This is a genomic window from Rhizobium phaseoli, assembly GCF_010668805.1.
Taxonomy (GTDB): Bacteria; Pseudomonadota; Alphaproteobacteria; order Rhizobiales; family Rhizobiaceae; genus Rhizobium; species Rhizobium phaseoli_A.
This window is the reverse complement of sequence record NZ_WUFT01000005.1, coordinates 259,975-286,682: the sequence shown is the minus strand read 5'-3', so window position 1 is coordinate 286,682 and position 26,708 is coordinate 259,975. Positions and strand designations below refer to the sequence as shown.

General features: G+C 62.5%; 21 protein-coding genes and 1 tRNA gene. 16 read left to right on the top strand and 6 right to left on the bottom strand.

The window, feature by feature from the left end:
* Positions 1 to 139 precede the first annotated feature (139 nt).
* Both GR197_RS31940 and GR197_RS32630 read left to right on the top strand, forming a co-directional pair.
* Positions 140 to 298 (top strand): hypothetical protein, encoded by a 159-nt coding sequence (locus GR197_RS31940; RefSeq protein WP_204330136.1) that lies wholly within the window; start codon positions 140 to 142, stop codon positions 296 to 298.
* A 61-nt stretch (positions 299 to 359) separates the two neighbouring features.
* Positions 360 to 491 carry a hypothetical protein gene (locus tag GR197_RS32630; protein ID WP_281409517.1) on the top strand — a complete coding sequence of 44 codons (132 nt, stop codon included), beginning with the start codon at positions 360 to 362 and terminating at the stop codon, positions 489 to 491.
* An 84-nt stretch (positions 492 to 575) separates the two neighbouring features.
* On the opposite strand, the gene GR197_RS10215 is transcribed toward GR197_RS32630, so the two are convergent.
* Both GR197_RS10215 and GR197_RS10210 read right to left on the bottom strand, forming a co-directional pair.
* Positions 576 to 1,001 (bottom strand): hypothetical protein, encoded by a 426-nt coding sequence (locus GR197_RS10215; protein WP_204330154.1) that lies wholly within the window; start codon positions 999 to 1,001, stop codon positions 576 to 578.
* 221 nt (positions 1,002 to 1,222) lie between these two features.
* A tRNA-Thr gene (locus tag GR197_RS10210) sits at positions 1,223 to 1,298 on the bottom strand.
* 157 nt (positions 1,299 to 1,455) lie between these two features.
* Here GR197_RS10210 and GR197_RS10205 point away from each other — a divergent pair.
* Genes GR197_RS10205 through GR197_RS10195 form a run of 3 tightly spaced genes read left to right on the top strand, consistent with a single transcriptional unit; the run spans position 1,456 to position 3,797 of the window.
* Complete coding sequence (locus tag GR197_RS10205; RefSeq protein ID WP_164009031.1) at positions 1,456 to 2,229, top strand: NAD kinase; 774 nt, start codon at positions 1,456 to 1,458, stop codon at positions 2,227 to 2,229.
* Between the two features lie 4 nt (positions 2,230 to 2,233).
* Complete coding sequence (locus GR197_RS10200; protein WP_164009029.1) at positions 2,234 to 2,743, top strand: hypothetical protein; 510 nt, start codon at positions 2,234 to 2,236, stop codon at positions 2,741 to 2,743.
* Positions 2,744 to 2,777: 34 nt separating this feature from the next.
* Complete coding sequence (locus GR197_RS10195) at positions 2,778 to 3,797, top strand: alpha/beta hydrolase family protein (protein ID WP_164009026.1); 1,020 nt, start codon at positions 2,778 to 2,780, stop codon at positions 3,795 to 3,797.
* A gap of 69 nt (positions 3,798 to 3,866) precedes the next feature.
* Here GR197_RS10195 and prfB read toward each other — a convergent pair.
* The 3 genes from prfB to GR197_RS10180 all read right to left on the bottom strand — a co-directional run bounded on the left by prfB (position 3,867) and on the right by GR197_RS10180 (position 9,191).
* Positions 3,867 to 4,998, bottom strand: a protein-coding gene (prfB, locus tag GR197_RS10190) for a peptide chain release factor 2 (protein WP_164009024.1) whose coding sequence is annotated in 2 segments (ribosomal slippage) — positions 3,867 to 4,928 and positions 4,930 to 4,998 — 1,131 coding nt in all. Because the reading frame shifts where the segments join, the coding sequence is not laid out codon by codon here.
* A 100-nt stretch (positions 4,999 to 5,098) separates the two neighbouring features.
* On the bottom strand, positions 5,099 to 7,558 hold the full coding sequence (locus tag GR197_RS10185) for a penicillin-binding protein 1A (protein ID WP_164009022.1): 2,460 nt from the start codon (positions 7,556 to 7,558) through the stop codon (positions 5,099 to 5,101).
* 361 nt (positions 7,559 to 7,919) lie between these two features.
* Positions 7,920 to 9,191 (bottom strand): N-acetylmuramoyl-L-alanine amidase, encoded by a 1,272-nt coding sequence (locus tag GR197_RS10180; protein ID WP_164009020.1) that lies wholly within the window; start codon positions 9,189 to 9,191, stop codon positions 7,920 to 7,922.
* Between the two features lie 623 nt (positions 9,192 to 9,814).
* On the opposite strand from GR197_RS10180, the gene GR197_RS10175 reads away from it, so the two are divergent.
* The 3 genes from GR197_RS10175 to vapC all read left to right on the top strand — a co-directional run bounded on the left by GR197_RS10175 (position 9,815) and on the right by vapC (position 13,450).
* Positions 9,815 to 12,712, top strand: coding sequence for an Rne/Rng family ribonuclease (locus GR197_RS10175; protein WP_164009018.1), 2,898 nt, complete (start codon positions 9,815 to 9,817; stop codon positions 12,710 to 12,712).
* 142 nt (positions 12,713 to 12,854) lie between these two features.
* A complete protein-coding gene (locus tag GR197_RS10170) occupies positions 12,855 to 13,064 on the top strand; it encodes a type II toxin-antitoxin system VapB family antitoxin (protein ID WP_164009016.1) in 210 nt (69 codons plus the stop codon).
* Positions 13,061 to 13,450 (top strand): type II toxin-antitoxin system VapC family toxin, encoded by a 390-nt coding sequence (vapC, locus tag GR197_RS10165; protein ID WP_164009014.1) that lies wholly within the window; start codon positions 13,061 to 13,063, stop codon positions 13,448 to 13,450. Before GR197_RS10170 ends, vapC begins: the two co-directional genes overlap by 4 nt.
* A gap of 28 nt (positions 13,451 to 13,478) precedes the next feature.
* Here vapC and GR197_RS10160 read toward each other — a convergent pair whose 3' ends face one another.
* Positions 13,479 to 15,137, bottom strand: coding sequence for an acyl-CoA dehydrogenase family protein (locus tag GR197_RS10160; RefSeq protein ID WP_164009012.1), 1,659 nt, complete (start codon positions 15,135 to 15,137; stop codon positions 13,479 to 13,481).
* A 179-nt stretch (positions 15,138 to 15,316) separates the two neighbouring features.
* Between GR197_RS10160 and GR197_RS10155 the strand changes: the two genes are divergently transcribed.
* The 8 genes from GR197_RS10155 (at position 15,317) to GR197_RS10120 (ending at position 26,621) form a co-directional block, all read left to right on the top strand.
* The gene (locus GR197_RS10155) at positions 15,317 to 16,273 is read left to right on the top strand and encodes an aspartate carbamoyltransferase catalytic subunit (RefSeq protein WP_164009010.1); all 957 of its coding nucleotides are present in this window, start codon (positions 15,317 to 15,319) and stop codon (positions 16,271 to 16,273) included.
* Positions 16,270 to 17,559 (top strand): dihydroorotase, encoded by a 1,290-nt coding sequence (locus tag GR197_RS10150; protein WP_164009009.1) that lies wholly within the window; start codon positions 16,270 to 16,272, stop codon positions 17,557 to 17,559. Before GR197_RS10155 ends, GR197_RS10150 begins: the two co-directional genes overlap by 4 nt.
* Positions 17,560 to 17,601: 42 nt before the next feature.
* Positions 17,602 to 18,222: a glycerol-3-phosphate 1-O-acyltransferase PlsY gene (gene plsY / locus GR197_RS10145; RefSeq protein ID WP_164009007.1), complete on the top strand. Its 621-nt coding sequence runs from the start codon at positions 17,602 to 17,604 to the stop codon at positions 18,220 to 18,222.
* Positions 18,222 to 19,364: a DNA-processing protein DprA gene (dprA, locus tag GR197_RS10140; protein WP_164009005.1), complete on the top strand. Its 1,143-nt coding sequence runs from the start codon at positions 18,222 to 18,224 to the stop codon at positions 19,362 to 19,364. The genes plsY and dprA overlap by 1 nt, the downstream gene beginning before the upstream one ends.
* 247 nt (positions 19,365 to 19,611) lie before the next feature.
* Positions 19,612 to 22,266 carry a type I DNA topoisomerase gene (topA, locus tag GR197_RS10135; protein ID WP_164009003.1) on the top strand — a complete coding sequence of 885 codons (2,655 nt, stop codon included), beginning with the start codon at positions 19,612 to 19,614 and terminating at the stop codon, positions 22,264 to 22,266.
* Position 22,267: 1 nt separating this feature from the next.
* Positions 22,268 to 24,640, top strand: coding sequence for a ribonuclease R (rnr, locus tag GR197_RS10130; RefSeq protein WP_164009001.1), 2,373 nt, complete (start codon positions 22,268 to 22,270; stop codon positions 24,638 to 24,640).
* 88 nt (positions 24,641 to 24,728) lie between these two features.
* Positions 24,729 to 25,181 carry a DUF983 domain-containing protein gene (locus GR197_RS10125; RefSeq protein WP_164008999.1) on the top strand — a complete coding sequence of 151 codons (453 nt, stop codon included), beginning with the start codon at positions 24,729 to 24,731 and terminating at the stop codon, positions 25,179 to 25,181.
* 255 nt (positions 25,182 to 25,436) lie between these two features.
* Positions 25,437 to 26,621 carry an MFS transporter gene (locus GR197_RS10120; protein ID WP_164008997.1) on the top strand — a complete coding sequence of 395 codons (1,185 nt, stop codon included), beginning with the start codon at positions 25,437 to 25,439 and terminating at the stop codon, positions 26,619 to 26,621.
* Positions 26,622 to 26,708 lie beyond the last annotated feature (87 nt).

The window sequence follows — 26,708 nt, the reverse complement described above, 5'->3', positions numbered from 1 at the left end:
GATGCCGGCGATACCCGCGCAAGGCTCGACCGATGCCGGAGAAATTCAATTTTGCCTTGGAAAGACCTCCTGGACCACTATGATCGGCCGATGACCGATCGTAACGACCAGTCATAATCAAGAAGGAACGATCCCCATCATGGCCATTCGACCGCTGATTTTCGGTATCCTCTTCATCGCGGTCTTCGTCGTGATTATCCTCAGCATCATGTGGGTGGATACATCGCACCCGATCCACCAGCCCGACCCCCTATCGCCGACGGCGCCCGGCCCGGCGACGCCGGGGACGGTGCAATAGGCCGATAGGAACGCGGACGACAATGGCGCGTTAATCCCCACTGAACGAGGATTGAACGCCTATGCGCATAATGATTGCCGTCGTCGCCTTCATGGTCGCCTCCGTGCTCAGCATCGCAATCCTGTCGCCCTCCGGCGCCGGCCAGACCGGCAACAAGCTCGAGGCAAGCGTCAACGAGCCCGTCACGCATTGAAAAATGGCCCGAATGATCCGGGCCATTTTAGCGTCGCGCATCATTTCGGGCGCGCAAAGGCCGCTGTAACACGATGCGCTGGCGTCAGCCGCGGTAGAGCCAGAACGGCATATCACGATCACGATGGCGCCACTCGCGGCGCTCCTGCCAACGCTCGGCACGCCACCGGCGCCAGCGCCAGTCATCACCGCGCCAGTCGGACCGGCGCCAATCGCGCTGATCGCGCCAGCCACGGTCGTCACGCTGATCCCGCCAACCGCGGTCGTCACTTTCGTCACGGTTGCGATCATGTCGCCAGCCATCACGAATTTGAACGATATCGCCCTGGACCGACACGGCTGGTCGGTCGACGGGCATGGCAGCGGCCGGTGCGACGGATGCCAAAGCAGCACCGACAGACATGGTTGCGGCGAAAAAGAGATGTGCGAGCTTCATGGCTGCTTCTTCCTCATTGATGATGAGGCGAAGATAAGCTGGCGCGGCTGAATTGACGCTGAAGCAGCCCTTCAGGCAAGGTTCATCAAGGGATAGGTGATACCGGGAAAAATCTGCTGGTGCGAGATTGAGCGAAGCAGCATCGAACCTAGACTATGAGTTAGCAGGCGGTATCGCGCGGATGGTGCCGGAGCATTCTGAACCAGTCCGCCTTCGTTCCTACGAAACTACGGCGCGACAGCCTCCGCTTATCTGCTTTCTTCGGCTCGCCGAGCCGAAGCTTGAAGAGCGTAGGCTGGTGCCCCCGCCAGGGTTCGAACCCGGGACCCCCTGATTACAAATCAGGTGCTCTACCAACTGAGCTACAAGGGCAATGGGTGCCCAACTAGCAGATTCTATGATTCTGTAAAGTAAAATTCGCGTCTGTACGGACATGTGGACTGCCGCTCAAAACGCTTCGCGATAGAAAACGTCCTTGTCGCACCAGCCCTTTATCCTTTAGCTAGGACAGCATCACAAAGGGCATTGCATGGGCCGTTCATTTCAGACTCTTTCCTTTCTTGCCTCACCCACGACGGAGGCGCTTGCGGCGCGCGAGGAGTTGATTCGCATCTATGGTGACGTGCCGGCCGACGATGCCGACGTTATCGTCGCGCTCGGCGGCGACGGTTTCATGCTGCAGACGCTGCACGGCACGATGAACTCCGGCAAGCTGGTCTACGGCATGAATCGCGGCTCGGTCGGTTTCCTGATGAACGACTATCGCAGCGAACAACTTCAGGAGCGCATCTGCGTCGCCGTCGAAAACGTCTTCCGGCCATTGCAGATGACGACGGCCAACGCCGACGGCACCAATTCGACGGCGCTCGCCATCAACGAGGTCTATCTGTTCCGCCAATCCTATCAGGCCGCCAATCTACGGGTCGCGGTGGATGGGCGCGTCCGCCTGGAGGAGCTGATCTGCGACGGGCTGATGGTGGCGACCCCCGCCGGGTCGACAGCCTATAATCTTTCCGCCCATGGCCCGATCCTGCCGCTCGAGGCGCCACTGCTCGCCATGACGCCTGTCAGCGCTTTCAGGCCACGGCGCTGGAGGGGCGCACTGCTTCCCAACAAGGTGACCGTCGATATCGACGTCCTCGAGCCGGTCAAGCGGCCGGTGAACGCCGTGGCCGACAATACGGAGGTCAAATCGGTGCTGCATGTCCGCATCGCCCAGTCGGAGCATATGACGGCGCGCATCCTTTCCGATCCCGACCGCTCCTGGTCCGACCGTATTCTTGCCGAGCAGTTCAAGGATTGAGACGATGGCAATGCGACGCCTTTTGATGACCACCGTTTTCCTCATCGGATGGTCGGCCGCAGCCTTGCCGGCGCAGGATGCCATCCTGCCGGCATCGGTGATTTTCGCGACCAGCACCGGCTATTGGCAGGATGACGGCAACGCACCGGATGTCGAGCGGGCGCCGACAGGCGGCGAGAGCGTTGCCAACCCCGAGGGAAAGGCCACGCAACGCCACGGCTACTATAAGCTCTTTGCCGTCCGGCAGGCGGACAGGACCTCGAAGGTCTATCTTCAGCAGGTTGCCCAGACCGAGACCGGCCCGGCGATCGCTTCTACCGTCGAGCTGCAGGAGATTAGCGACCTGAAGCCTTATATTACCGATATACGCCCCGAGAATTCGAACGGCATCATCAAGGAGCCTGGGCTGTTCGCCACGATCTATCTGAAGACCGATCCCTCTGCGGAGCCGGATGGCTGGACCGTGCTGATTGACGAATTCGGCGACATCACCGTGGAGAAGGCGACGAATTGAACAGCTGGGATCTGTTCATAGAGGCACCCGACAGATGAAACTGGGCTTCCGCGACGGCGTGCTTTACGATGAGAATAGGTCCAATTGGGACGCAGACGGCCCCAGACCCATCAGCTGGTCGCTGTGGTATCCCGCTGCCGATGAGGCGCGGGAGAGCGACACAACGGAAAGAAGTTGGTTCCAGAAGGCGAAGGTCGCCCGCGACGCACCCGTCCGGCCGGATGCCCGGCCCTATCCCCTCGTCCTGTTGTCGCATGGCACCGGCGGATCCGCGGCTGGACTGGAGTGGCTGGCGCGACGGCTGGTCGCCCGAGGATATGCCGCGCTTGGCGTCAACCACCACGGCAATACCGGCAATGAGCCCTATCGCGCCGAAGGCTTTGCCTGTCTTTGGGAGCGGGCGCCTGATCTCAGCTACATGCTCGATCACCGCGACGGCTGGCTCAGCGATCTCTCCGGCCATATCGATACGACCCGCGTCTTCGCGGCCGGATTTTCGGCCGGAGCCTATAGTGTGATGCTGCTTCTTGGCGCCGTCGCCCAGTTTTCGCAGTTCGAACCATCCAGGATGACGCAGGACGGCGCGCGCGGACCGAGAGAATTTCCCGACCTTGCCGACCATATCCCGACCTTGCTTTCCACCAGCGAAGTGTTTCGAGATTCATGGTCGCGCATGTCGAAATCCTACCGGGATGACCGAATCAAGGCCGCACTGCTGTGCGCGCCGGGTCGGTCCGTTCTCGGTTTCAGCGCGGAAAGCCTGAAAGCTGTCGATGCGCGCGCCCTGATCCTGGTCGGCGACGCCGACAGGGCGGCGCCGGCAGAGGAATGTTCGGCATGGCTGCAAGCGCGGCTCTCGCGCAGCGCTCTTAAGATCTTCGCTGGCGGCCTTGGGCATTACGTCTTCGTGCCGGAGGGCACCGCACTCGGCCTCGCCTTTGCGGCAGAGCTCTTTACCGATCCGCCGGGCATCGAGCGCGCGGCCATTCATGATGAGATTGCCGATCTATCGGCAGCACTGTTTCGAGATACCGCCATCGGCGCCAGGGCCTGAGTACGAAAAAAGCCCCGGAGCGGGGCTTTCCACGTGCATATACCGGCTCAAAGCGATAGAGCGCGGTGCTCAATCCACATCGTCGACGACCGCGTCAGCGGCGCCGCTGATGCGGTGGGCCAGGGCCGCTTCCATGAACTCGTTCAGATCGCCGTCGAGCACGTCGTCCGGCGCGCTGCTGGCAACGCCGGTGCGCATATCCTTGACCAGCTGGTAGGGCTGCAGAACGTAGGAGCGGATCTGGTGGCCCCAGCCGATATCCGTCTTGGAGGCGGCTTCGGCGCTGGCGGCGTCCTCGCGCTTTTTCAGTTCCGCTTCGTACATGCGGGCGCGCAGCATGTCCCAGGCCTTGGCCCGGTTCTTGTGCTGCGAACGCTCCTGCTGGCACTGCACGACGATGCCGGTCGGGATATGCGTGATGCGCACGGCCGAGTCCGTGGTGTTGACGTGCTGGCCGCCAGCGCCCGACGAACGATAGGTATCGATGCGGCAGTCGCCTTCATTGATCTCGATCTGGATCGAGTCGTCGACGACGGGATAGACCCAGATCGACGAGAAGGAGGTGTGGCGACGCGCATTGCTGTCGTAGGGCGAGATGCGCACTAGCCGGTGCACGCCCGATTCCGTCTTCAGCCAGCCATAGGCATTGTGGCCCTTGACGAGCAGGGTCGCGGATTTGATGCCCGCCTCTTCGCCGTCGTGGACTTCGAGAAGCTCGACCTTGAAACGCTGGCGTTCGGCCCAGCGGGTGTACATGCGCAACAGCATGTTCGCCCAGTCCTGGCTTTCGGTGCCGCCGGCGCCGGAATGGACTTCGAGATAGGTGTCGTTGCTATCGGCTTCGCCGGACAGCATGGCCTCCACCTGGCGGCGGGCGGCCTCGGCCTTCAAAGCCTTCAGCGTGTCTTCGGCTTCCTTGACGACACTCTGGTCGCCCTCTTCCTCGCCAAGCTCGATCAGCTCGATATTGTCGTTCAGCTGCTGTTCCAGCTGCTTGACGCCATTGATGCCGTCATCCAGCTGCTGGCGCTCGCGCATCAGCTTCTGGGCTTCGGAAGCGTCGTTCCAGAGGTTCGGATCCTCTGCCTTGTTGTTCAACCAGTCCAGCCGTCTTATCGCCTGATCCCAGTCAAAGATGCCTCCTCAGCAGGGTGATAGCCTGCTTGGTTTCATCGACCACGTTTTCGATTTCGGCTCGCATTTTCCTGCTTCTCTGTCTGGGTTCTTCCGGTGCTGGTGGACATAGAGACGCCCGCCGCGGATGTAAAGGCCGCGCGGGCGTTCAAAAATCAGGACGGCGGTCAGAACAGGCCGGGCGTGCCGGTCTGGACAGCCTGGTTCGCCTGTGGCGAGGTCTTCAGGATCTCTTCCGGCGCCATGGTGCTGTCCATGCCGATGACGGAGAAGCTGTCGGCCGGGCCGGTGCCGGGCTTGAAGGCCTCGATGATGGTGTTCGGATCGCCGTCGACGGCGGCCATGCCGGTCTTGCGGTCGATCGAAATCAGGTTCATGCCCGGCGGGATGACGAATTTCGATTCCGGCGCATCCTTGACGGCAGCTTGCATGAATTCGTTGAAGATCGGGGCGGAGAGAACGCCGCCGGTGCCGCCGCGGCCGAGCGGGGCCGGCGTATCGAAGCCCATATAGAGACCGGCGACCAGATCCGGCGTGAAGCCGACGAACCAGGCATCCTTCTCGTCATTGGTGGTGCCGGTCTTGCCGGCGACGTCACGGCCGCCGAGATCGACCTTGCCGGCGGCCGTGCCGCGCTGGATGACGCCCTGCATCATCGAGGTGATCTGGTAGGCGGTCATCGGGTCAAGAACGGTTTCGCGGTTGTCGACGACATTCGGCTCTTCCTGGTTCTGCCAGTTGCCGGCATTGCAGCCCTCGCACAAACGCTCCTCATGCTTGAAGATCGTCTTGCCGTAGCGGTCCTGGATGCGGTCGATCAAGGTCGGCTTGATCTGCTTGCCGCCATTGGCGATGACCGAATAGGCGGAGACCATGCGCAGCACCGTCGTGTCGCCGGCGCCGAGCGACATGGAGAGAACCGGCAGCATGTGATCGTAAATGCCGAAGCGCTCGGCATATTCGGCGACGATGTTCATGCCGAGATCATTGGCGAGGCGCACCGTCATCAGGTTGCGCGAATGCTCGATGCCCGAACGCAGCGTCGACGGGCCACCGACTTCGCCGCCGTAGTTTTCCGGCTTCCAGACCTGGCCGCCGGAGACGATTTCGATCGGCGCATCCATGATGACCGAAGCCGGGGTATAGCCGTTGTCCATTGCCGCCGCGTAGACGAAGGGCTTGAACGAGGAACCCGGCTGGCGCATCGCCTGGGTGGCGCGGTTGAATTCGGACTGGGAGTAGGAGAAGCCGCCGACCATGGCGAGCACGCGGCCGGTCTTCGGATCCATGGCGACCAAGCCACCCTGCACCTTCGGCGGCTGCTGCAGGCGGTAGGAGGTCGACGCGTCGTCGCCGAGCTTTGCGACATAGACGACGTCACCGGGGGCTACGGCGCCGACCGGCGATTTCGCGGTCTTGCGGGCGCCGTCGGCCGAACGGAAGGCCCACTGCATGTTCTTGGCTTCAATGGTGCCGCGCTGACGGTCGGCTGAAACCTTGCCGCTTCCATCCTTGGCCGGCTGCAGGCCGATATCGACGTTGCTGTCGGAGACGGCAAGCACGACGGCGAGCCGCCATTCCGGCACGTCGGAGAGGGAAGGAATATCGGCAAGCGCCTTGCCCCAGTCACCGCTTGCATCGATCTGCTTGATCGGGCCGTGGAAACCGCGACGCTCGTCATAGGTCACCAGACCATCCTGCAGCGCCTTGCGGGCCGAAAGCTGCAGCTGCGGATCGAGCGAGGTGCGCACCGAAAGGCCGCCCTCATAGAGAACCTTCTCGCCATATTGGTCGATCAGCTGGCGGCGCACGGCTTCGGCAAAATAGTCCGAAGCAAAGAGCGAGGGGCCGGTCGTGCGGGCGGTGACGCCGAGCGGCTGCTTCTTGGCTTCCTCGCCGTCGCTCTTGCTGACATAGCCGTTCTCGACCATGCGGTCGATCACCCAGTTGCGGCGTTCGAGCGCTGCCTCGGGATGGCGGAAAGGATGATAATTGGCCGGCCCCTTCGGCAGGGATGCCAGATAGGCGGCTTCGGCAACGGTCAGTTCGGTGACGGATTTGTTGAAATAGGTCAGCGCGGCGCCGGCGATGCCGTAGGAATTCAGACCGAAGAAGATCTCGTTCAGGTAGAGCTCGAGGATCTTGTCCTTGCTGTACGCCTGCTCGATACGGAAGGACAGGATCGCTTCCTTGATCTTGCGGTCGATCGTCTGGTCAGAGCTCAAAAGGAAGTTCTTGGCCACCTGCTGGGTGATGGTGGAAGCACCGACCGGGCGGCGGCCGGAACCGAAATTCTGCAGGTTGACGAGGATCGCGCGGCCGAGACCGGTCAGATCGACGCCCGGATGATTGTAGAAATTCTTGTCTTCGGCCGACAGGAAAGCGGCCTTCACGCGGTCGGGGATGGCCTGGATCGGCAGGAAGAGACGCTTTTCCTTGGCGTATTCGGCCATCAGAGCGCCGTTGCCGGCGTGGACGCGGGTGGTCACCGGCGGCGCATAGCTGTTCAGAACGGCATAGTCCGGGAGATCCTTCGCGACGTTGGCGAGATAGATGGCAACACCCGCCGCCGCGACCAGAAACAGGACGCAGGCCATTCCGAAGAAATATCCAAAAAGTCTAACCATATTTTCAGCTACCGGTCTCTTCGATCGTCAATCGGCGCAGACGCAACGATTGTATGGATCAAGGCAATTTGCACGTTGCGCGGCTTACTCCATGAGCGTTACCGCCACAAGCCGATTCCGCGCCTCAGGCTGCGAAACATAAGCCGGAGTAACGGCGCGATTGTGAGGAAAATAGGGCTCCCGCCGCCGCATTCACCGCTGCGGGCGCGTTTCGTTAAGACTGTCACATCCAAGCAACGCCCATACCCGCGGCCAATCTGAGCCATCCTGCTCAGAATCCGATGCATGCAACGCAGTTTAAGTCTTTGTTTTCATAGGTGCGGCCGTCCCGCAACCGCGACTGAATTTCGGGCAAAAAGCGTCAGCCGCCGTTCGCCATCACGCCGGCGCGGTATCGCTTCACCGCCTCGGTCAAAAGCCCGACGATCTTGCCGCGCCAGCTGTCGTCGAGCAACCGTTTCTCGTCCTCGGCATTCGAGAGGAAGCCGAGTTCGAGAAGGATCGACGGCACGTCAGGGGCCTGCAGCACGCGGAAACCGGCATGACGGTGCGGATTGTTGATGGTGCCGACCTGATCCTTGAAAGAATTCAGCACGCTTTCGGCCAGCGAGATCGAGAAGGCCTGAGTTTCACGCCGGGTCAGATCGAGCAGGATATCGGCAACCTCGGGCGGCTCGGCGACCGTTTCCTTGCCGGCGATCTGGTCGGAGAGGTTTTCACGTTCGGCAAGGTCGGCGGCGAGTTTGTCGGATGCCTTGTCGGAGATCGTATAGACGGTGGCGCCGCGGATATCCTTCTGCTTCAGCGTGTCGGCATGCAGCGAAATGAACAGCCCGGCATGGTTCTGGCGGGCGATCAGCACACGCTGCGACAGCGACAGGAATTCGTCGTCCTCGCGCGTCAGGAAAGCCTTGATGCCCGGCTCCTTGTTCAGCCGGTCGGTCAAGGCCTTGGCGAAGGCAAGCGTCACCTGCTTTTCCTCGGTCTTGGTGTCGACGCCGATCGCGCCGGTATCGATGCCCCCATGGCCGGCGTCGACGGCGATGACGAAATCGCCGGGGGCGGCTTTCTCAGGTGCCGGAATGGCGCTGGTCGTCTGCGCCGCTTCGCTCCCATCGTTCGAGGCGCGATCGCTCCAGGATTGGCTCTTGACCAGTTCGGCGAAGGCCTGCTTGTCGATCATCTCGGCATCGAACACGAGCCGATGACCCTTGCCGGTCTCGTCGGCCTGCACCTTGGCAAGCGCCAGCTTCACCGGCCCTGCCGTCGTCAGGACGATGCGGGCGCTTTCCTCATCCATCTTGCCGTAACGGATATCCTTGAACAGACCGCGGGCGGCGAGGTCCTTGTCCGGAAAGCCGAAGGCGGTCGCCGGCAAGTCGATGACGATGCGTTCCGGATTGGCGATATAGTGGACGGAGAAGCGCGGTTCGCGATCGAAATCGATGACGATGCGAGTTCTTGCATCGTCGCCGACGATACGCGCGCCATAGGCAAGCAGCGGATCCCCCGCCTCGACGGAGCCAATAACGGCCGGCAGGAAACCAACCGCGAGAAGCGCCGTCAGAACCAACCTTGCGAATGTCGATCGCCGCGCTGGGGATTTCGCCGCGATCCGAGCCCTCTTAAACAATAAACCGCCACACCCTATCTCTGCTGCGATGGAGCCGACGCGGCCGCGCCGAACGTCGCTGGACGAAACACCCATTGCGGCCCACCGAATCGCGATCACTTTATCCCCAACTTCTATGCGTTACGAAATCCATCAATATTATGGCACATTTGGCTTTTCCCTTGCTATTGTGACACGGAAAACCTACAACGAATTTTAGGGTAAAGTGTTGACGGGATAGAGTCGCCGCAGAGGCTGCCAGCCAGATCAGGACCTGGCGCCACACCGGTCATCGTCCGCCGTCTCATGCGCTTCATCCTTAGAACTGGATCCTGATTTTCCGGCTCATTGTCGGAATTCATTGGTGGATCAGCCACCACGCTCTCAGGGAGCAAACTCATCGGACCCGAATGGGTCTTCGTATTTGTCGATCACGCTTGGTTGTTGATGGTTTCGCAGCAGGTTTTATCTGAAGTGTACAGGCCCCGGACCGAAATGGTTCCGGCTGCGGTCTGGCTGCTGCCCTCCCCCTCGCATCAGGCGCGACTTTCATTATCCGGCGCGGCCACTGCGGACCGCATTCTTTCTGTTTCAACAGCAGTCGGGAATGCGCTCTCGCGGCCACGCCGAGGAGCACAGCTTACATGGCAGACAAAATGCTTATCGATGCGTCTCACGAGGAAGAGACGCGCGTCGTTGTCGTTCGCGGGAACCGCATAGAAGAATTTGACTTCGAGTCTCAGCACAAGAAGCAGATCCGCGGCAACATCTATCTTGCAAAGGTAACGAGGGTCGAGCCCTCGCTGCAAGCCGCCTTCGTCGATTACGGCGGCAACCGGCACGGCTTCCTGGCCTTCGCCGAAATCCATCCCGACTATTATCAGATACCGCTTGCCGACCGTCAGGCGCTGCTTCGGGCCGAAGCCGAGGAGCATCGCCGCGACGAAGATGTCGAGCATGTCGAAACCGCGCCGATGGTCGATCTGTCGACCCAGGACCAGCCGGATGTCGGCATCGTGCAGGCAGAGGCGCCGGAAACGGCTGCCGTAACCGAAGAACCGGCAGCGGTGGAGGCCGCGGCATCGCCCGAGGCCGCCGAGGAAGCTCCGGCCAAGAAGGCCAGGCCGCGCCGCAGTCGCAAGAAGGTAACCGAACCGACTCCTGAGACAACCGCGACCGAGGACGCCGTTCCTACAGACGTCGAAGCCGAAGGCGCTTCGAGCGTCGATAACGAGGATGACGGTTCGACCGGCGGCGCGATGGCCGCCATGGTGGAAACCGACTCGATCTCCGAGGACGTCGATAGCGGCAAGCGTCGCCACGATGATGACGACGACGATGACGATCATGGCGAAGAGGAAATCATCGAATCCGTCGGCGCCGAAGACGCGATGGAAGAAGTGCCGGAACGGGTGCAGCGCAAGCCGCGCAAGCAGTACCGCATCCAGGAAGTCATCAAGCGCCGCCAGATTCTGCTCGTCCAGGTCGCCAAGGAAGAGCGCGGCAACAAGGGTGCAGCGCTGACCACCTACCTGTCGCTCGCCGGCCGCTATTCCGTGCTGATGCCGAACACGGCGCGCGGTGGCGGCATTTCCCGCAAGATCACCAACCCTGCCGACCGCAAGCGCCTGAAGGAAATCGCGCGCATGCTCGAAGTGCCGCAGGGCATGGGCGTCATCCTGCGCACCGCCGGCGCCAACCGCACCAAGGTCGAAGTCAAGCGCGACTTCGAATATCTGATGCGCCTCTGGGAAAACGTCCGCACACTGACGCTGGCTTCCACCGCACCCTGCCTCGTCTACGAGGAAGGCTCGCTGATCAAGCGCTCGATCCGCGACCTTTACAACAAGGATATCAGCGAAGTCATCGTCTCCGGCGAAGAAGGCTATCGTGAAGCGAAAGACTTCATGAAGATGCTGATGCCGAGCCATGCCAAGGTGGTTCAGCCCTATCGCGACATCCATCCGATCTTCTCGCGCTCGGGCATCGAGGCGCAGCTCGATCGCATGCTGCAGCCGCAGGTGACGCTGAAGTCCGGCGGCTACCTGATCATGAACCAGACCGAAGCGCTGGTCTCGATCGACGTCAACTCGGGCCGCTCGACCCGCGAACACTCGATCGAAGACACCGCGCTGCAGACGAACCTCGAGGCTGCCGACGAAGTCGCCCGCCAACTTCGCCTGCGCGACCTTGCCGGCCTGATCGTCATCGACTTCATCGACATGGAAGAAAAGCGCAACAACCGCGCTGTCGAGAAGAAGCTGAAGGAATGCCTGAAGAACGACCGCGCCCGCATCCAGGTCGGACGGATCTCGCATTTCGGCCTGCTCGAAATGTCGCGCCAGCGCATCCGCGCATCGGTTCTCGAATCGACCACGCAGGTCTGCTCGCATTGCGGCGGCAGCGGCCATGTGCGTTCGCAGTCCTCCGTTGCCCTGCATGTCCTGCGCGGTATCGAGGAATATCTGCTGAAGAATACCACGCACAACATCAGCGTGCGCACCACGCCTGACATTGCGCTCTACCTGCTCAACCACAAGCGCCAGACGATCATCGATTACGAAAACCGTTTCGGCGTCGCTATCGTCATCGATGCGGACGGCTCGGTCGGCGCCCAGCATTTCGCGATTGATCGCGGCGAGGCCGTAGAGAACCCGGTCAAGATCGAGACGCTCTTCAACTTCGCAGCCATTCCTGAGGATGACGACGACGACATCGTTATCGAAGCGGATGAGGACGAAGACGAGGAACTCGAGGAAAAGCCGGCCGCTGCCGAGCGACCTGTCGCGGCACGCTCGGAAGGCGACGCTGACGGCAATCGCAAGCGCAAGCGCCGCCGGCGTCGGCGCGGCCGCAATGGCAATGCCGAGCATCCAACGTCTGCCGCTGGCGAAGCCGGCGACGAAGATGAGGACGGTGACGACGAGGGCGTTGAAGGCGGCGAAGGTGATGAAAACACCGAATCCACGCCCGAGACGCTGGCTGAAAGCGAGGAATCGCAGCGCCGCAAGCGGCGCCGTCGCGGCAAGCGCGGCGGTCGCCGCAATCGGGCCGAGGATGGCTCCGAACTGACGGCCGGCGAAGCTGGTGAGGACAATGGCGGCGACGAGGACGAAGGCGACGACGTTTCGAACGACAGCGCTCCGAGAGAAGTCGTCGCCGAAACTGTCGAAGCAGTTGCCGATGCCGGCGAAGGCCAGGCCGCGATGGCAGCTGTCGAAAGCGCACCTGTGATAGCCGAGGATGTAAAGCCCGCCCGCAGCCGCGGCCGCCGCAAACCGGCAGCAGCGCCGGTCGAGGAACCGGTGGTAGAGACGGCGCCTGCGGCCGTGGCCGAACCGGAGTTGGTTGAAGCCTCCGCCGATCTCGGAACACCCGTTCAGGAAGAGCTCAAGGAAGAGGCAAAGCCGGTTCGCGCCAACCGCGAATCCAATATCACCTCCTCCGAACCGACGGTGAAATCCACCCGCGTCGAGAATGGCGAAGCTGACGACGGCAAGCCGAAGAAAGCCGGCTGGTGGCAGCGCCGTGGCTTCTTTTGAACGCTGATTTTCGGACGTAAATGAAAAATCCGGCTGCGGCGGCGCGGCCGGATTTTTGTTTGTGGCGACGGCATCAGCATTGAACTTGAACCTCGTAACGCGGATGTGTATCTTTTAACAGAATTATACACACGAGGTGAAAATGCGGACGAATATAGATATCGATGACGCATTGCTCGACGCCGCGATGACCGCCACCGGGTTGGCCACGAAAAAAGCCACCATCGAACAGGCTCTGCGAAGCCTTGTCGACAGACACCACCGGAAAAATGCGATCGCAGATCTCTCGGGAATCGGCTGGGAAGGCGACCTGGACGAGATGCGTCGCGATCGGCCGGACGATAACCAGTGATCGTCGTCGACAGTTCGGTCTGGATTGCGCATTTGCGCGGGATAGAAAGCGCCGCCAGACGGCGTCTGCAGAACATCGAGGACCCGCTGGAGATTCTCGTTGGTGACCTTATCCTTTTGGAGGTGCTCCAGGGCGCGCGCAACGAAGGCCATGCAGCCACCATCGAAGCGAGCTTGCGCCAATTCACGATCCGCCCGATGCTTGGAGACAGGCTTGCCGTTAGGGCAGCTCGCAACTACCGTCTGTTACGGGAACGCGGCATCACGATGCGCAAGACCATCGACATGATCATCGGCACATTCTGCATTCAGGAAGGCCATTCGCTTTTACACGATGATCGGGATTTCGATCCGATGGCCGAGCATCTCGGTCTCAGACTCGCTTGAACCCCAAGATGGACTGCTCTCTCTGCGGTCAGGCCGCCGGCGGATAGAGCAGGTCGACGATGTAGCTGGCGTCGAAGCGGGAATCGAGCATGCCGTAGGTGGAGCGCCAGCCGCCGGCAAGACGCGTCTCGATGAAGGCATCGGCAATGCGCCCTGCCCCGAGCCGATAGAGTTCGGCGGCACCGGCAGCGAGCGCCAGCTGCTCGACGAGCAGACGCGCGGCGCCCTCATCCTGTTCACAGAGCGCGATAGCGGCGCGCAACACGTCGATCGTCTTCTTGCCGGCCGGGCCGAGATCGCGGGCAAGGCCGGCGAAGACCGTTTCGAACAGATCCTTGCCACGGTTGAGCACACGCAGCACGTCGAGCGCCATGACGTTGCCGGAACCCTCCCAGATGGCGTTGACCGGAGCCTCGCGGTAATGGCGGGCGATCGGGCGTTCTTCGATATAGCCGTTGCCGCCGATGCATTCCATCGCCTCATAGATCAGCGCCGGGGCGATCTTGCAGCACCAGTATTTAGCGACAGGCGTCATGACTCGGGCATAGGCCGCTTGCTCGGCATTGCCGCGCGCCTTGTCGAAGGCGTCGGCGAGACGGAAGGACAATGCGGTGGCGGCGGCGACATCGAGCGCCATATCGGCCAGCACGCGCGTCATGATCGGCTGGTTGACGAGCATCTTGCCGAAGACGCTGCGGCCGCGGGTGTGATGCACGGCCTCGGCAAGCGAGGCGCGCATCATGCCGGACGAGGCCAGCGCGCAATCAAGCCGCGTCAGCGTCACCATGTCGAGAATGGTGCGGATGCCGGCATCCGGGCCGCCGAGCAGGAAACCGAACGTATCGGTGAACTCCACTTCGGCAGAGGCATTGGAGCGGTTGCCGACCTTGTCCTTCAGCCGCTGGAACTGCAGGCCGTTGGCCGAACCGTCTTCCAGCAGGCGCGGCACCAGGAAGCAACCCATGCCCTCCTTCGTCTGCGCCAGCATGATGAAAGCATCGCTCATCGGAGCCGACATGAACCATTTGTGGCCGGACAGCCGGTAGATGCCCTCGCTGACCTTTTCGGCAGCGCTGCGGTTGGCGCGCACATCCGTGCCGCCCTGCTTTTCCGTCATGCCCATGCCGATGGTCACTGCGGACTTCTGCATGGCGGGCTTGTTCGACGAATCATATTTGCGCGAGAGGATTTTGGGGGCCCAATCCTTCTGTATCGCCGGCGAGGCCGAGAGCGCGGCGACCGAGGCGCTGGTCATCGTCAGCGGGCAGAGATGGCCGGATTCCAGCTGCGACGACAGATAGAAGCGGGCGGCGCGAACCTTGTGGGCCTCATCCTTGGCGTCGGTATCGGCCTGCGGATCCCAGACCGAGGAATGCAGGCCGACCGACATGGAGCGGCGCATCAACGCATGCCAGGCGGGATGGAACTCGACGACGTCGAGGCGCTCGCCGCGCGGACCGTGGGTACGCAGCTGCGGCGCGCCCTGGTTTGCCATGCGCGCCAGCTCCTGCGCCTCCGGCGAAGTGACGTAGCGGCCCATGTTTTCCAGATCCTCGCGGATGCCGCGCGGAAGGGCCGCCGTCAGATCGACGATCAGCGGATCGGACCGATAGGCGTTGATGCCGGACCACAGGCTCGGCTGATTGAGTTCTGCGAGTTTTTCTTCAGTCCGGTTGGCGGAGGTCATAATTCGCTTCTAGTGTAAGAGCCCGGCAAAGGGAAACCGGAAGTTATGATTCGGTTTATTCTGCTCTATCGGAATTCTGGCGAAAATGCATGGGGACATAAGCCTTTGCCCACAGCGCATGCTTGCCCCGGCGGGCAGCACTCTTTATAGACCCGCCAGAGACAGCAAGAGGCAGGGTCATGGTCTTTTTCCCCCACCGCCACCTCATCGGCATCAAGGGCCTCACCGAGCAGGATATCACCTATCTGCTCGACAAGGCCGACGAGGCCGTCAAGATCAGCCGCCAGCGAGAGAAGAAGACGTCGACGCTGCGCGGGCTGACGCAGATCAACCTGTTCTTCGAGGCATCGACCCGCACGCAGGCCTCCTTCGAGCTTGCCGGCAAGCGGCTCGGCGCCGACGTCATGAATATGTCGGTCGGCAATTCCTCGGTGAAGAAGGGCGAAACGCTGATCGACACGGCGATGACGCTGAATGCGATGCGCCCCGACGTGCTGGTCATCCGCCATTCGAGTGCCGGTGCTGCCGCGCTTCTTGCCCAGAAGGTCTCCTGCTCGGTCGTCAATGCCGGCGACGGCCAGCACGAACATCCGACCCAGGCGCTGCTCGACGCGCTGACGATCCGCCGCGCCAAGGGCAAGCTCTCGCGCATCATCGTGGCGATCTGCGGCGACGTGCTGCATTCGCGGGTGGCGCGCTCCAATATCCTGCTGCTCAATGCGATGGGCGCCCGCGTGCGCGTCGTCGCGCCCGCGACCCTGCTGCCCGCCGGCATCGCCGAGATGGGCGTCGAGGTCTTCCATTCGATGAAGGAAGGGCTGAAGGACGCCGACGTGGTGATGATGCTGCGGCTGCAACGCGAACGCATGTCCGGCGCCTTCGTGCCTTCGGTGCGCGAATACTATCACTTCTACGGGCTCGACGCCGAAACGCTGAAGGCGGCGAAGGGGGATGCGCTGGTCATGCATCCCGGCCCGATGAACCGCGGCGTCGAGATCGCCTCCGAGGTGGCGGACGGCCCGCAGAGCGTGATCGCCGAACAGGTGGAAATGGGGGTCGCTGTGCGCATGGCGGTGATGGAGACGCTGCTCGTCTCGCAGAACCAGGGTCCCCGAAGCGATGGAATGATGGCATGAGCAACCCGATCGTCCTCAAAAACGTCCGCATCATCGATCCGTCGCGCAATCTCGACGAAGTCGGCACGATCATCGCCGAAAACGGGGTGATCACGGCTGCCGGTTCCGCGGCGCAGAACCAGGGCGCGCCCGACGGCGCCGTCATCCGCGATTGCACCGGCCTTGTCGCGACACCCGGCCTCGTCGATGCGCGCGTCCATATCGGCGAACCCGGCGGCGAACATCGCGAGACGATCGCCTCGGCAAGCCGGGCGGCGGCAGCCGGCGGCGTCACCTCGATCATCATGATGCCGGACACCGATCCTGTCATCGACGACATTGCACTGGTCGAATTCGTCAAGAAGACGGCGCGGGATACGGCCGCCGTCAACGTCTATCCGGCAGCCGCTATCACCAAGGGCCTTGCCGGCGCGGAGATGACGGAGATCGGCCTGTTGATGCAGGCAGGCGCCGTCGCCTTCACCGATGCCCATTCCAGCGTCCACGACACGCAGGTGCTGCGCCGGATCATGACCTATGCGCGTGAATTCGGCGCCGTCATCTGCTGCGAAACCCGCGACAAATATCTCGGCGCTAACGGCGTCATGCATGAAGGGCTTTTCGCCAGCTGGCTTGGGCTCTCCGGCATTCCAAGGGAAGCCGAACTCATCCCGCTCGAACGCGATCTCAGGATCGCAGAACTGACGCGTGGGCATTATCACGCCGCGATGATCTCGGTGCCGGCCTCGGTCGAGGCGATCGAACGCGCCCGCAGCCGTGGCGCCAAGGTGACCTCCGGCATCTCGATCAACAATCTGGCGCTCAACGAAAACGACATCGGCGAATACCGCAGCTTCTTCAAGCTCTATCCGCCGCTGCGCCCTGAAGACGACCGGGTCGCCATGGTCGAGGCGCTGGCAAGCGGCGCGATCGACATCATCGTCTCCTCGCACGACCCGCAGGACGTCGATACAAAGCGCCTGCCCTTCGGCGAAGCTGAAGACGGCGCGATCGGCCTTGAAACCATGCTGGCGGCGGCGCTCAGGCTTCACCATGGCGGTCAGGTGAGTCTGATGCGCCTGATCGACGCCATGTCCACCCGCCCCGCGCAGATTTTCGGTCTCGCCGCCGGCACGCTGAAGCCGGGTGCTGCGGCCGATATCGCGCTGATCGATCTCGATGAGCCTTGGCTTGTCGCCAAAGACATGCTTCTCTCCCGCTCGAAGAATACGCCGTTCGAAGATGCGCGCTTCAGCGGGCGGGCCGTCTCGACCTATGTCTCGGGAAAGCTTGTCCACGCACTCTAGAAAAGGCTGGACTGATACGCCACGGAGGGGCTGAGGCGGCATATGTTATCCAATCTCATGTCATGGCAGATCACCCTGCCGGTCGCGCTTGCCGCCGTCGTCATCGGCTATCTCTTCGGCTCCATTCCTTTCGGCCTGATCCTGACGCGCGCGGCCGGCCTCGGCGACGTGCGCAGCATCGGCTCCGGCAATATCGGCGCGACCAATGTGCTGAGGACCGGAAATCGCAAGCTCGCGGCGGCAACGCTGCTGCTCGATGCGCTGAAGGCATCGGCCGCGGCCTGGATCGTCGGTTATTTCTTCGGTCAAGAGGCGGCGATCATCGCCGGCTTTTTCGCCTTCATCGGCCATCTCTTCCCGGTGTGGATCGGCTTCAAGGGCGGCAAGGGTGTCGCCACCTATATCGGCACCCTGCTCGGCGTCGCGCCGATCATGGTGGTGCTCTTCGCCGCCGTCTGGCTGGCGGTCGCCTTCACCAGCCGCTACTCGTCGCTATCGGCGCTGGTTGCCATGCTTGTCGTTCCGGTTGCGTTGTGGATATTCGGAAGCGAAAAGGTTGCCGCCGTCATGGCGATCATGACGCTGATTTCCTACTGGAAGCACAGGGCGAATATTTCCCGCCTGATGGACGGCACGGAAAGCAAGATCGGGGCAAAGGGATAATGGATGCGCTGAGCGCGGGACCAAAAGGCACTGTGCTCAGCGAACGGCAACGCATCGCCTGGCTGCGCCTCATCCGTTCCGACAATATCGGTCCGGCGACCTTTCGCGACCTGATCAATCATTTCGGTTCGGCCGAAGCAGCGCTTGCGGCACTGCCGGAGCTTTCGGCGCGCGGTGGCGCCACGCGCGCGATCCGCATTGCCAGCGAGGCTGAGGCACATCGGGAATTGGAGGCCGCTCGTCGTTTCGGCGCGCGCTTCGTCGGCATCGGCGAACCGGACTATCCGCAGGCGCTGAAGCAGATCGACGGCGCGCCACCGCTGCTTGCCGTCAAGGGCGCTCTTGCCGCCGCCAAACCACCAGCCGTCGGCATCGTCGGCTCCCGCAACGCCTCGATCGCCGGCGCGAAATTCGCGGCGATGGTGGCGCGCGACTGCGGCCGAGCCGGTTATACCGTGGTGTCCGGCCTGGCGCGCGGCATCGACACGGCAGCGCATCGGGCAAGCCTCGACACAGGCACGATCGCAGCGCTTGCCGGCGGTCTCGACCAGCCCTACCCGCCGGAGAATATCGGCCTGCTCGAGGAGATAACCGGTGGCAACGGTCTGGCGGTCAGCGAAATGCCGTTCGGCTGGGAACCGCGCGCCCGCGATTTCCCGCGCCGAAACCGATTGATCGCCGGCATCGCGCTCGGCCTGGTGGTCGTCGAAGCGGCAACGCGCTCAGGCTCGCTGATCACCGCACGGCTTGCCGGCGAGTTCGGCCGCCTGGTGTTTGCCGTGCCCGGCTCACCGCTCGATCCGCGCTGCCACGGCACCAACGGCCTGCTGAAGGACGGGGCTTCGATCGTCACCACACCTGCCGATGTGGTCGAGGCTTTGGCGCCGCTTACGCAATTCGAGTTGTTCCCGTCATCGATGGCCGAGCAGCCGGCAGCTGACGGCAAGGCGATGACGATGCCGCCCGGCGATTCAGACCGGGCCCGCATCATCGAAGCGCTCGGACCAACCCCGGTCGAGATCGACGACGTCATCCGCCATACCGGCCTGTCGGCATCCGCGGTCTATCTCATCCTTCTGGAACTCGACATCTCAGGCAGGCTGCATCGGCATCAGGGCGGTCTCGTCTCGCTTACCGATTGAGTTTCGCGCGGTATCCGAGCGCGGCGTTGAGAATGGCGAAACCATGCCGAAAACGATCGACAACCTATCTGAAATTGTATTTTCCTGGCAATCCTCCGTGGGCTGCAACGGATGCAAGAGCTAAAATTGTAGCAAACCCCTTGACCGCAGCGATTTCCCTGTCCATGTCGGAGGGCCGGGCATCCATGTTGCGGTGTGTGTTGCGCTGGCTTAAATGCTGGCGTCGTTTCCTTTTTAGAGAATCATCATGAATGTTGTAGTGGTGGAATCGCCTGCCAAGGCCAAGACGATCAACAAGTATCTGGGTCCGGGATACAAAGTGCTCGCCTCCTTCGGCCATGTGCGCGATCTGCCTGCCAAGGATGGCTCGGTCCTCCCCGATCAGGATTTCGAAATGCTGTGGGAGGTCGATGCCGCCTCGGCCAAGCGGATGAAGGACATCGCCGACGCGGTGAAATCCTCCGACGGCCTTTTTCTCGCGACCGACCCGGATCGCGAAGGCGAAGCGATTTCCTGGCACGTTCTCGACATGCTGAACAAGAAGCGCGTGCTGAACGGAAAGCCGGTCAAGCGCGTCGTCTTCAACGCCATCACCAAGAAGGCGGTTCTCGACGCGATGGCCGATCCGCGCGACATCGACGTGCCGCTGGTCGATGCCTATCTCGCGCGCCGCGCACTCGACTATCTCGTCGGCTTCAATCTTTCGCCGGTCCTGTGGCGCAAGCTGCCCGGCGCGCGTTCCGCCGGCCGAGTCCAGTCTGTGTCGCTTCGCCTGGTCTGCGACCGCGAATCCGAGATCGAGCGCTTCATTTCGGAAGAATACTGGAACATCTCGGCGCTTTTGAAGACGCCGCGCGGCGATGATTTCGAGGCAAGGCTGGTTTCGGCAAACGGCAAACGGCTGCAGCCGCGCGCGATCGGCAACGGCGAAGATGCGGGCCGGCTGAAGGCGTTGCTCGACGGTGCGAGCTATGTCGTCGACACGGTCGAGGCCAAGCCGGTCAAGCGCAACCCGGGACCGCCGTTTACGACCTCAACGCTGCAGCAGGCTGCCTCCTCCAATCTCGGCTTCTCCGCCTCGCGCACCATGCAGATCGCCCAGAAGCTTTATGAGGGCGTCGATATCGGCGGCGAGACGGTCGGTCTGATCACCTATATGCGAACCGACGGCGTGCAGATGGCACCGGAGGCGATCGATGCGGCGCGCAGCGCCATCGTCGACCAGTTCGGCGAGCGCTACATGCCTGAGAAGCCGCGCTTCTATTCCACCAAGGCCAAGAACGCCCAGGAGGCGCACGAGGCGATCCGTCCGACCGATTTCTACCGCTCGCCCGACCGCGTGCGACAATTCCTCGATGCCGACCAGATCCGGCTCTACGACCTGATCTGGAAGCGCGGCATCGCCAGCCAGATGGCCTCGGCCGAGATCGAACGCACGACGGCTGAAATCACTGCCGACAACAAGGGCGAGAAAGCCGGCCTTCGCGCTGTCGGCTCGGTCATCCGCTTCGATGGCTTCATCGCCGCCTATACCGACCAGAAGGAAGACGGCGAGCAGAGTGACGACGGCGACGAGGATGGCCGCCTGCCGGAGATCAATGCGCGCGAGACGCTCGCCAAGCAGAAGATCAATTCGACACAGCATTTCACCGAGCCGCCGCCGCGCTATTCGGAAGCCTCGCTGATCAAGAAGATGGAAGAACTCGGCATCGGCCGCCCGTCCACCTATGCGGCGACGCTGGCGACACTGCGCGACCGCGACTATGTGACGATCGACAAGCGCAAGCTGATCCCGCAGGCCAAGGGCCGGCTGGTGACGGCTTTCCTTGAAAGCTTCTTCACCAAATATGTCGAATACGACTTCACCGCCGACCTTGAGGAAAAGCTCGACCGGATTTCCGCCGGCGAGCTGAACTGGAAGCAGGTGCTGCGCGATTTCTGGAAGGATTTCTTCGCGCAGATCGAAGACACCAAGGAATTGCGCGTCACCAATGTGCTGGATTCGCTGAACGAGTCGCTGGCACCCCTGGTCTTCCCGAAGCGGGAGGACGGCAGCGATCCGAGGATCTGTCAGGTCTGCGGCACCGGCAACCTGTCGCTGAAGCTCGGCAAATACGGCGCCTTCGTCGGCTGCTCGAACTATCCGGAATGCAATTACACCCGCCAGCTCTCCTCCGAAAACGGCGGGGAAGCGGATGGTGCCGGATTGAACGAGCCGAAGAACCTCGGCACCGATCCGACGACCGGCGAGGAACTGACGCTGCGTTCCGGCCGCTTCGGCCCCTATATCCAGCGCGGCGACGGCAAGGAAGCCAAGCGCGCCTCGTTGCCGAAGGGCTGGAAGCCCGAAGACATCGACTATGAAAAGGCGATGGCTTTGATTTCGCTGCCGCGCGACATCGGCAAACATCCGGAATCCGGCAAGATGATCTCGTCAGGCATCGGCCGCTATGGGCCGTTCCTGCTGCATGACGGCTCCTATGCCAATCTGGAAACCATCGAGGACGTGTTCTCGGTCGGCCTCAACCGCGCCGTGACTGTCATTGCCGAAAAGGCGAACCAGCCACCGGGCCGCGGTTCGCGTGGCACGCCGGCGGCGCTGAAGACACTCGGCGATCATCCCGACGGCGGCGCGATCACCGTTCGTGACGGCAAATACGGCCCTTACGTCAACTGGGGCAAGGTCAACGCCACCCTGCCGAAGGGCAAGGATCCGCAGGCGATCACCGTCGAGGAGGCGCTCGTGCTGATCGCCGAGAAGGCCGGCAAGGCGCCTGCTGGCAAAACCACCAAGGCGAAAGCCAAGCCGAAGGCGGCGGCAGCCGAAGCCAAGGCCACCAAGACGGCGGCCAAGCCGAAGACAACGAAGGCGAAAGCGCCCGCGAAATCGAAAAAGAGCTGACGTGAGCAGGACACCGCGCGACAGAACGAACCCTGCGGGCAAGCGCCCGGGCAAGCTCGGCCGTGCCGGCAAGGATGCTCCCGCCGTCGAGCCGCTGAACATCGTCCACGGCGCGCTGCCCTCGCGCGAGGTGATCCTGCGCTTCATCGCCGATCATCCGCAAAAGGCCTCCAAACGCGAGCTCGCCAAGGCTTTCGGCCTGAAAGGCGACAACCGCGTCGATCTCAAGCACCTGCTGCAGGAGCTCGAGCAGGAAGGCATGCTGCAGAAGAACCGCAAGTCGCTGATCCGTCCGGGTGCGTTGCCGCCGGTCACCGTTCTCGATATCACCACGCGTGACAAGGATGGCGATCTGATCGGCCGTCCGGCGGAATGGCCTGAGGATCAGGGTGTCGCACCTGCCGTCGCCATCCGCCAGCAATCGCCCGCAGGCCGCCAGGGCAAGGGCAAGGCGCCTGTCGCCGGCCTCGGCGACCGCATCCTGGCGAAGATCTTCCCGGCCGTCGATCGCGGCGGGCCGGCCTATACGGCGCGGATCATCAAAGTGATCGACAAGCGTCGCGGCGCCTCGATGGGCGTTTTCCGCACGGCGCCTGGCGGCGGCGGTCGGCTGCTGCCGATCGAGCGGCGTGGCGAGGAGATGGTGATCGATCCAGACTTCACCGGCGGCGCCACGGACGGCGACCTGGTCGAAGTCGAAATCGCCCGCCTCGGCCGTCTCGGCCTGCCGCGCGCCAAGGTGCTTTCCGTCGTCGGCTCCGTCGGCTCGGAAAAGGCGATCTCGATGATCGCCATTCATGCGCATGGCATCCCGCACGTGTTCCCGCCCGCCGTCGTTGACGAGGCGAACGCCGCAAAACCCGCCACGATGTCGCATCGCGAGGATTGGCGCGACGTGCCGCTGATCACCATCGACCCGGCCGACGCCAAGGACCATGACGACGCCGTCTATGCCGAACTCGACCCCTCGCCCGACAATCCCGGCGGCGTCGTCGTCACCGTGGCGATTGCCGATGTCTCCTGGTATGTCCGCTCCAAGTCGGCGCTCGACCGCGAGGCGCTGAAACGCGGCAACTCTGTCTATTTCCCGGATCGCGTCGTGCCGATGCTGCCGGAGCGCATCTCCAACGATCTCTGCTCGCTGAAGGAAGGCGTCGATCGCCCGGCGCTTGCCGTGCGCATGAGCTTTTCCGGAGAAGGACGCAAAATCGGCCACACCTTCTATCGCATCATGATGAAGAGCGCGGCCAAGCTGTCCTACCAGCAGGCGCAGGCGGCGATCGACGGCAAGCCGGACGATCAGACCGGACCGATGCTCGAGCCGATCCTGAAGCCGCTCTGGCACGCCTATGAGGTGATGAAGCGCGGGCGCGACCGGCGCCAGCCGCTGGAACTCGACATGCCGGAGCGCAGGATCCTGCTGAAGCCCGACGGCACGGTCGACCGGGTCGTCGTGCCGCCGCGCCTCGACGCGCACAAGCTGATCGAAGAGATGATGATCCAGGCAAACGTCTGCGCCGCCGAGACGCTGGAAAAGGCACGCCAGCCGCTGATCTACCGCATCCATGACGGCCCGACGCTTGCCAAGCAGGAAATCCTGCGCGAGTTCCTGGCCACGCTCGGCATCTCGCTTGCCAAGGGTGGCAACATGCGCGCCAACAACTTCAACGGCATCCTGGCGAAGGCCGACGGCACGCCCCACCAGACCATGGTCAGCGAGATGGTGCTGCGTTCGCAGAGCCAGGCGATCTACGGCCCGGAGAATATCGGCCACTTCGGCCTCAACCTGATGAAATACGCGCATTTCACCTCACCGATCCGCCGTTACGCCGATCTCATCGTGCATCGCGCCCTCGTCGGCTCGCTGGGCTTCGGTGAAGGCGGCATCACGCCCGAGGAAGAGGCGGCGCTCGACGATATCGCCGCCGAAATCTCGACCTTCGAGCGCCGCGCCATGGCAGCCGAGCGTGAGACGGTCGACCGGCTGATCGCCCACCATCTCAGCGGCCGCGTCGGCGAGGAATTTGCCGGACGGGTATCGGGTGTGACGAAATCGGGGCTTTTTGTCGTTCTGCCGGACTATGGCGCCGACGGTTTCGTCCCCATATCGACGCTTGGAACCGATTATTTCATCTATGACGAGGCGCATCAGGCGCTCTCGGGTGAACGGACGGAGCTCGGCTATCGGCTTGGCGACAGCATCACGGTGAAGCTTGCCGAAGCGATCCCGCTCGCCGGCGCGCTGCGTTTCGAAATGGTCAGCGAAGGGCGCGAAATGCCGACGGCGGTACGCTCCTTCCACAAGGCGGGCCGCCGCGACAGGGGCCAGGTCCGCAAGAAGCCCGGAACGAGACCGCCGCGCGGGCGCCATTAGAGCCCGTGCGTCTAGTCAGACGCGCCTAGGACGTTCCAGCCGTTGAATTTGCGCGCGGCGATGTTTCGGCCTGAAAGAGGAACATGCGATGAGCACACCGACCGATCCGGCCGTGCGCTACGGGGATACGCCCGAGGCTGAGCGCCCGGTTCTACGCTCCATCATGCGGGGGCTGATGAACCGCTGCCCGGCCTGTGGCAATGGCAAGCTCTTTCGCGCCTTCCTGAAACCGGTCGATCATTGCGCCGCCTGCGGCGAGGCGATGCATCACCAACGCGCCGACGACCTGCCGCCCTATATCGTCATCCTGATTGTCGGTCACGTCGTGGTCGGCGGCTATATGCTGACCGACATGACCTTCGTGCTGCCGGTCTGGGTGCATCTTGCCATCTGGGCGCCGATCACCGTCATCACCGCGCTTGCCTCGATCCAGCCGATCAAGGGCGGCGTCATCGGCCTGCAATGGGCGTTGCGCATGCACGGTTTCGGTGGAGAGGGTGACGGTTCCGACGATTATGACATCCCCGAGCGGGCGGATTAGCGCCTTCACCTTCCAGACATATTTGACGTGTAGTGCCAGCGCTCCACTGATCACCACCCGAACGCGGCGGCCGACGATCCTCAACGATTTGACATGGTAAGCTTTTCTTGTCTGAACAGGCTTTACATTCCGCAGGTGGTCACTCACATCGGACATATTGCGAAACGCTGCCCGTCACCCGGATTTGGCACGTCTGTGTCTGTCTGTTTGAGGTGACCGGCCGATTCGCGCGCGTAGCTTTCTAAGGATGGATAAATGTCTCAGCCGAGAAACGGCACACCGGGCGATGTCGAAGAAATCCATTGGCCTTCTCTGGTGGCAGCCATCTCGTCCATTTCTGCCGTTGGCATAGCAATCGGCCTCGGACTTCCGCTTCTCAGCATCATCCTCGAAAAACGCGGCATCTCGTCCACCCTGATCGGGCTCAACACCGCAATGGCCGGGGTTGCGGCTATGGCCGCCGCGCCGATCACCACCAGGCTCGCCCATAAATACGGCGTTGCGCCGACAATGCTCTGGGCCGTGCTGATTTCGGCGCTGAGCGCGCTCGGTTTTTATTATGCCCAGGATTTTTGGATGTGGTTTCCCCTGCGTTTCGCTTTCCATGGCGCGACGACGACGCTGTTCATCCTCTCCGAATTCTGGATCAATGCCGCTTCGCCGCCTTCCAAACGCGGCTTCGTGCTCGGCATCTATGCGACCGTGCTTTCCCTCGGCTTCGCGGCCGGGCCGCTGCTGTTTTCGATCCTCGGCAGCGACGGCATCTTCCCCTTCCTGATCGGCGCCTGCGCCATTCTGCTGGCCGCCATTCCGATCTTCATCGCCCGCGACGAAAGCCCGGTGCTCGAGGAAAAACCGGAATTGCATTTCATGCGCTACGTTTTCCTGGTGCCGACGGCGACGGCGGCGGTCTTCATCTTCGGCGCGGTCGAAGCGGGCGGCCTGTCGCTTTTCCCGATTTTTGCCGTGCGCGCGCATTTTTCCGAATCGCAGGCGGCACTTCTGCTCACCATGATGGGCGTCGGCAACGTCATCTTTCAGATCCCGCTCGGCCTGCTCTCCGACCGCATCGCCGATAAGCGGCCGCTTCTGGCCGGCATGGCACTGATGGGGTTCGTCGGCGCGATGATGTTGCCGCTGCTGCTCGACAACTGGCTGCTGATGGCCGGGCTGCTGCTTTTCTGGGGCGGCTGCGTCTCCGGCCTCTATACGGTCGGGCTCAGCCATCTCGGCTCGCGGCTGACGGGCTCCGACCTTGCGGCGGCCAATGCCGCCTTCATCTTCTGTTATGCGATGGGAACCGTGGCCGGACCGCAGGCGATCGGCGCAGCGATCGACGTCGCTGGAAATAACGGTTTTGCCTGGGCGATTGCCGCGTTCTTCGGGCTTTACGCCCTACTTTCCGGCATCAGACTGATGTTCATTCGAAAACGGACTTGACTTTTCGGGCGAGATTCGTAGTTTCGCGCCAGAATTTGCCGTGGAGCCCATCCGGTTTCCACGGCTTTCATTTTCCTTAAAGGCAGG